Annotated in this window: 5 protein-coding genes; 2 read left to right on the top strand and 3 right to left on the bottom strand. The window is 58.2% G+C overall.

What is annotated here, in order from left to right; genetic code table 11:
* Positions 1-358 precede the first annotated feature (358 nt).
* Together HAD_RS17605 and HAD_RS17600 are read right to left on the bottom strand one after the other, a co-directional pair.
* On the bottom strand, positions 359-1,489 hold the full coding sequence (locus HAD_RS17605) for an acyltransferase family protein (RefSeq protein ID WP_035574155.1): 1,131 nt from the start codon (positions 1,487-1,489) through the stop codon (positions 359-361).
* Between the two features lie 134 nt (positions 1,490-1,623).
* The gene (locus HAD_RS17600; protein WP_035574152.1) at positions 1,624-2,877 is read right to left on the bottom strand and encodes a hypothetical protein; all 1,254 of its coding nucleotides are present in this window, start codon (positions 2,875-2,877) and stop codon (positions 1,624-1,626) included.
* Positions 2,878-3,284: 407 nt separating this feature from the next.
* Between HAD_RS17600 and HAD_RS17590 the strand changes: the two genes are divergently transcribed.
* The gene (locus HAD_RS17590) at positions 3,285-3,764 is read left to right on the top strand and encodes a MarR family winged helix-turn-helix transcriptional regulator (protein ID WP_035574148.1); all 480 of its coding nucleotides are present in this window, start codon (positions 3,285-3,287) and stop codon (positions 3,762-3,764) included.
* Here HAD_RS17590 and proB read toward each other — a convergent pair.
* Positions 3,761-4,924, bottom strand: coding sequence for a glutamate 5-kinase (proB, locus tag HAD_RS17585; protein ID WP_035574146.1), 1,164 nt, complete (start codon positions 4,922-4,924; stop codon positions 3,761-3,763). The genes HAD_RS17590 and proB overlap by 4 nt on opposite strands.
* A gap of 278 nt (positions 4,925-5,202) precedes the next feature.
* Between proB and HAD_RS17580 the strand changes: the two genes are divergently transcribed.
* Positions 5,203-5,952, top strand: coding sequence for a pyrroline-5-carboxylate reductase family protein (locus tag HAD_RS17580; RefSeq protein WP_051596467.1), 750 nt, complete (start codon positions 5,203-5,205; stop codon positions 5,950-5,952).
* The last annotated feature ends 48 nt before the right edge of the window (positions 5,953-6,000 follow it).

Raw genomic sequence — 6,000 nt, 5'->3', positions numbered from 1 at the left:
GGAGGCGACGGGGGCGGGGGGGCAGGCGGTGGAGAGACGGGTGTGTCTGTCGAGCTGCCACTGCCTCCGCCGCCTCCGCATCCGGTCAGGAGTGCAAGCGCCGAAACAGACATCAGAATTGGCGTCAGGTATTTCATCCGGTTCCCTCCAGACGGCATCTGGAATCAAGGCGCAGCCGTTCGGGGGCTGGTATTGCTGAAATCTAGAGGTCGGTGAGGACGCTCGAACGATCTGGCAATCGTTTAAAGCAATGGCGGTTCAGGCTGTCCACGCCGGATGTCCGTACCGCCATCGGGGCCGGGGCGGGCCGTTGCCTCTAGGAGGGATGTCCAGCTTCAGAAAGTCTGCCGCGCCGTAACTATCTGGACCTGCTCACCGTGGCGCCTTCAGCAGCCTTGGTCATGTTTGTGGCGGCAGAGCGCTTGCGGCGCTCTTTCAGCCATTTATTGACCTTCGCCCGGACGGGTTCATCGTACCATTGCCAGGCAACAAACGAGATTGCCATCGATACGGCAAGAACGATGAAGCTTCCCAGCGCTGGGGTTTCAATGATGACCGGATATTTCCAGGCGATCCGTTTGACCGTCTCGTAAACCGGGTAGTGCAGGATGTAGAGTGCGTAGGACATGCCGCCGAGGGTCGCGAACGTGGAGGACAGCCAGCGAGGGGGTTGTACGATCAGGTACAACCAGAGCAGAATCGGGCCGACCAGCGTCACCAGGATGATGCTGCGGATGAGGAACAAGGGTTCCGGCACATCGAAGCCATAGAGCACGAGAAGCAGGATCAGCGGGATTGAAATGAGGCTGCGCCGGGAAGATGTCTCTTTCGGCTTGCCCATCAGTCGATAGATCAAAACGCCGGCAAAGAAGGTGCAGGACACACGGCCAAAGCCGCCCCAGAATTCAGTCCAGCGTGAGCCAAGATCGGTTGTGTCATAGTGGAAGGCCATGGCCAGGAACATCGCAATGCTGATGGCCAGCACCACGAGCAGCCCGGATGTCCGCCGGATGTAGGGATAGATCAGGATGTAGACGAGGTTGATCACCAGCTCAAAAAACAGGGTCCAGGCCGGTACGTTCGCCGCGTAGATGTACTCCGAATTCGGATCCATCCACGGAACCATGAAAAAGGCCGGAGCCGAGTTCAGCAGCAGGTCGGACAGGGATGTATCCGGGCTGTCGCCATAATAGGCGTAGAGATGGACGATTGTGCCCATCAAAATACCCAGAATATACAGGGGATAAAGCCGGACGACCCGGGCAAGCAAGAACTGGCGGGCTGACATGCCCCGGTCGAAACGGGGCTCATAGGCAAAGGCGAGAACGAAGCCGCTGAGAATGAAGAAGATGTCCACAAGCGGGACCAGGGGAAGGGTTGGAAAGCCGGGCCAGAACATTGCGCTGTGCCCGAGAACAACGAGCATTGCGCCCACTCCACGTGCACCATCCAGCGTCAGAAAGTTCTGGCTTTCGAGCCTGGTCTTCATTTTAGCGTCCCCTGCAAGAGTTCTTGCTTGCGTAGAATGCAAGATACACACCGGGAGAAGTGAGTGACAGTTCTTTCTCTTCCGGCGGGAGGAATTTTAGGCTGTTCGGCGGTTTCGCAGGCAACTTGCCCGATTCACCGTTTCCGGGAGGAGGCTTCGGACTGAGACTGATCGGCGCGTGCCAGCACGACGAACAAAGCAGTCAGTCCGAACACCAAAAGGCAGGTCAGCATGATGCGCGGTTGCCACCACAATCCATCCATCCGGTATTGGTCGAGCTTGTCCGTGGTGGTCAGCCCGGCCAGCAGCAAGCCACCCGCCATCAGGCCAACTGCGCCGGGCATCGGCGAAGGCGTGTCGTCGGCCGGTGTCGTGTCAGCAATTGTCGCCAGGAAAACGAGCAAGATGTAACCGAAGAACCGTGCCCAATCGTGCGCGATGAGCATGAGCGGGAAAACGGCGAGCATCACCAGCGCGAACGAGATCAGGATGCGTGCCTGCCTCGAGGTTGGCGGGACCGACGCGCCGTACCGGCAGCCGATTACCATAAGCCCAAGGAACAGCGGCACCATGATTGCGCCGCTGACGCGTGCCGCCGTTTCGAACAGGCCGGAGAAACCGCTGCCGAACATTCGGACGAGTTCCTCGCTCAGAAGGTTGTCGAAACTGTCGAACTTTCCTTCGTAGATGAAGGTCGCGTTGCCGAGATGCAGGACTGGGTTCGACGTTGGCGGTTCCGCCATGTTCGTGAGCATCAGAATGGCGACGATAACGGCGCTGGTTGCCAGACAGGCGCCAAACGCAGCCCAGGATGCGAGGTTCCGGCGCAGGACGAGCGCCTGAATGCCCAGTGCTGGCAGGACAAAGAAGACGCTGGCTTCATGGGTCAGAGACATGAAGAGGCCCAGAAGGGCAAAGACCGGTACAATTATGAGAAGGTTTCGTGTCGGCAGAATGAAACGCGCAGCAAGAATATAGACCAGCAGGATCAGCTGCAGCGGATCGCCCAGCGTCTCCAGCAGGATTCCGAAGGTGGCCGGGGAAATCAGAACAGCCATGGTCAACAGCGTGGCGTCCCATTGCCCCATCCGGCGTGTCAGCCGCCACATCGCATCGATCGCCACCGCGGCAAGACCTAGCGCCGCAACCCAGCTGCCAATTGTGATCAGCGCATAGCTTGTATTGTCTCCGCCCAGTAGCGCGATGAATTCGCCCAACAGGCCTCGCCGGGCGAACCCGTCGCTATAATCCCGGGCCCAATGTGTCGCCCAGTATTCATGTGGGCCGAACCAGTAGAACAAGTGCCGCTCACCGCGCACGAGGAAAACCAGGGAGAGCGCGAACGCACCGGAGAACCAAAAGAGATGCTGTCTGCTGATGCGTGGCATTGGATCAAGCGCTCACTATGGTCTCGGCGCGAACGCTGATCCGGTCGGCCGATTGCGGCTTCAGTGAAAGAGCGTTGGAGACGGCTGTGGTGTTTTGTGCGCTGTCCGTGGGGATCCAGTCAGATTCCGCCATTATGTTCCCCATTGCGCCTTGCGGGCTTTTCCATCAGTGGAGGACTGCCCACCGCTCACTCCAGTTGCTGGTTCAATTGCGAATATTTTGCAAGACCGGTGCCGGAGATTTTGGGAGCCGTGTCAGGTGAGTTGTGAGTGAGACCGTTCAGGGCAGGGCTTGCGGTCAAAGGCCAGCACCGGCAACGGCCTGACGTCTCCTCGACTGCAGATCGAAAGCCGTGTGCAGCGCCGAAAACTGGACAAGCGCTTGTGTCTGGTTATTGCATCGCCGCATGAGCCAGTATCACGACCTACTTGTCGCGCTGCGGAAAATCACCCGCGCGATTGATATGCATTCCAAGAAATTGGCGAAGGATTCCGGATTGACGGCGCCGCAACTGTTGGTCCTGCAATGCGTCGCCGGGGACAAGCGCGCCAAGCCGAGCGATATCGCGCGTCAGGTTCATCTGTCCCAGGCGACCATCACGTCAATTGTCGACAGACTGGTGCGGGCAGGACTGGTCGTCCGGGAACGAAACGAACACGACCGGAGAAGCCTGGAAGTCGTGATCACCGACGAGGGCAAGAGACGGCTGGTCGATGCGCCGGAACTGCTTCAGGAAGGCTTTCTTTCGGCATTTGACAATCTGGCCGATTGGGAAAAGTCGCTTCTGGTTTCCAGCATGCAGAAAATTGCCTTCATGATGCATGCCGACAATCTTGATGCCGCGCCGATCCTCGAGGTCGGGGATATCAACGACTCGGGAGCCTAGCTCTCCTGGATTTGCTCCAGTTCGTCATCCGATGGGGTGTCCCATTGGATATGCCGGTCATCAAGCACGACGATGTTGTCGCGGCTGACGATGGTCGCATTCGTCTGGAAGCCCAGCAATTGCTTGGCGGGAATTTCCTTGTTCCGCGCGAGAATGAGCGTTTCCTCGGCTGTGAAGTTTGCCAGCCCGCGGGCCCGTTCATTGCCTTGTTCGTCATAGATGTGGAGCACATCACCGCGGACAAATGTGCCTTGGATCGATTGAATGTCCTGACGCAGCAGACCGCGTTCTCCTCGGCAAAGCGCGTCGATCGCGGTTTCGGGGACGACGATGCTGCCGGCCATCTGAAGGCGGTCCGTCAGCCAGGTTGTCCAGTCGGTGGCCGGTTTGTCGTGGGCGATGCATTTGGTGTGCTTGCGCGTTCCGTCGAGCAGGGATGTGACAGGGCGCTCGGCTTCGCCGTTTCCGATGATTGTCGTGCAGCCGGAATTCTGGGCCATATTGGCGGCCTGCATCTTGGTCAGCATGCCCCCACTGCCGAGGCTGCTTACACCTTTGGTGACTTCCAGGAACTCATTCACATCGTTGACGGTTTCCACCAGCTTGGCGCCGGGTTCTTCCGGGTTGCGGTCATAAAGGCCATCCACACAGGTGAGGATCACAAGCGTTTCGGCCTGAACCATCTGGGCGACCTTGGCTGCGAGCCTGTCATTGTCGCCGACGCGGATTTCTTCCGTCGTGATGGAGTCGTTTTCGTTGACGATTGGCGTGATGCCAGCCTGTATCAGCCTGTGCACAGTATTCTTCGTGTTCAGGAAACGGCGGCGGTCTTCCAGGTCTTTCAACGTGACCAGAACCTGCGCGATGTCGAAGCTGTACTCGTGCGCAACCTGTTTGTAGGCATTCAGCAGGATGGGCATGCCGCAGGCAGCCGCGGCCTGCTTGTCCCGCAAACCAGCTGTCTCCGGTGACTCGCCGATCGCACTCAATCCGAGGGCCACGGCGCCGGATGAGCAGATGAGGACTTCATAACCTTCGTCACGGAGCGTTTTCACATCGTTCAGCAATTGTTGGATGAACGCCCACCGTGGGGTCAGCAATTCTGCATTGGCCAGCAGGCTCGATCCGATCTTGATAACGATACGCTTTGATTTAGGCACACAGGGCTCCCTTGGTTCCTTAGGCCCCGACCTAGGCTGCGTTGGGGTCGTTCGCAACACGATTAGAGCACAAAGTAACAGTCCAACCGCTCATATAGCGGCGAAAAAGTCGAAAAACGCTCAATCTTAACAACCTGTTTTCCCTGATGGTTCCTCGGAAACCGGCCAATCGGCGGGAAACCACAGCAGAAAATTTGAATTCAAAGTAAGATCGGCCTATGTGCGGGGCAACGAGATTCGGAGGACTTATGCACGCATTGATGGTTGGTTGTGGAAATATGGGCGCTTCACTGCTCGCCCGTTGGGTGGACGTTCCGGGGATGACCTACGCGGCCGTCGACCCTGTTGCGACGTTTCCGGATTCACGTGTGAAGACCTTCAAATCGGCGGCAGACGTGCAAGGCGGCCCGTATGATCTCCTGGTGATTGCCGTGAAGCCTCAGATGATTGCCGATGTCATTCCGGATTACCTGAAATATGTCCGGCCTGACGCGCCAGCCCTTTCCATTGCGGCCGGTGTTGCCTGCGAAAGACTGGAGACGGTTGTCGGCTCGCGGCCGATCATCCGCGTGATGCCAAATCTGCCTGCCAGCATCGGCAAGGGCGTGAGTGGCGTGTATTTCAACGACAAGACGCCCGATGATGCAAAGACGCTGGCCCGGCAGATGATGCAGGCGGCCGGCTCTGTTGTTGAAGTCGACAAGGAAGATGATCTCGACAAGGTAACGGCGATTGCAGGCAGCGGTCCGGGATATGTGTTTGAGATTGCGCGGACCTACGTGGAAGCCGCCAAAGAGCTGGGTTTTGAAGAAAGCCAGGCGCGCAAGCTGGTGCTGGACACAATTGCAGGAACGATCGAGCTGGCGGCCAGTTCATCGGATGATCTGGCAGACATGCGCAACGCCGTGACCAGCAAGGCCGGCACGACCGAGGCTGGATTGAAGGCCTTGAATGGAAATGGCGATCTCTCGCGCCTGTTGCTCGAAGCAACGCAGGCAGCGTACAAGCGCGCCGTTGAGTTGCGATAGGGGCACTTATCGATGAAGCAGGGGCTGGGTCTGACAAAAGCAAGTCAT

It is taken from the genome of Hyphomonas adhaerens MHS-3, assembly GCF_000685235.1.
GTDB lineage: Bacteria > Pseudomonadota > Alphaproteobacteria > Caulobacterales > Hyphomonadaceae > Hyphomonas > Hyphomonas adhaerens.
The sequence above is the reverse complement of the archived record's forward strand: the minus strand, read 5'-3'. Positions and strand labels throughout refer to the sequence as shown.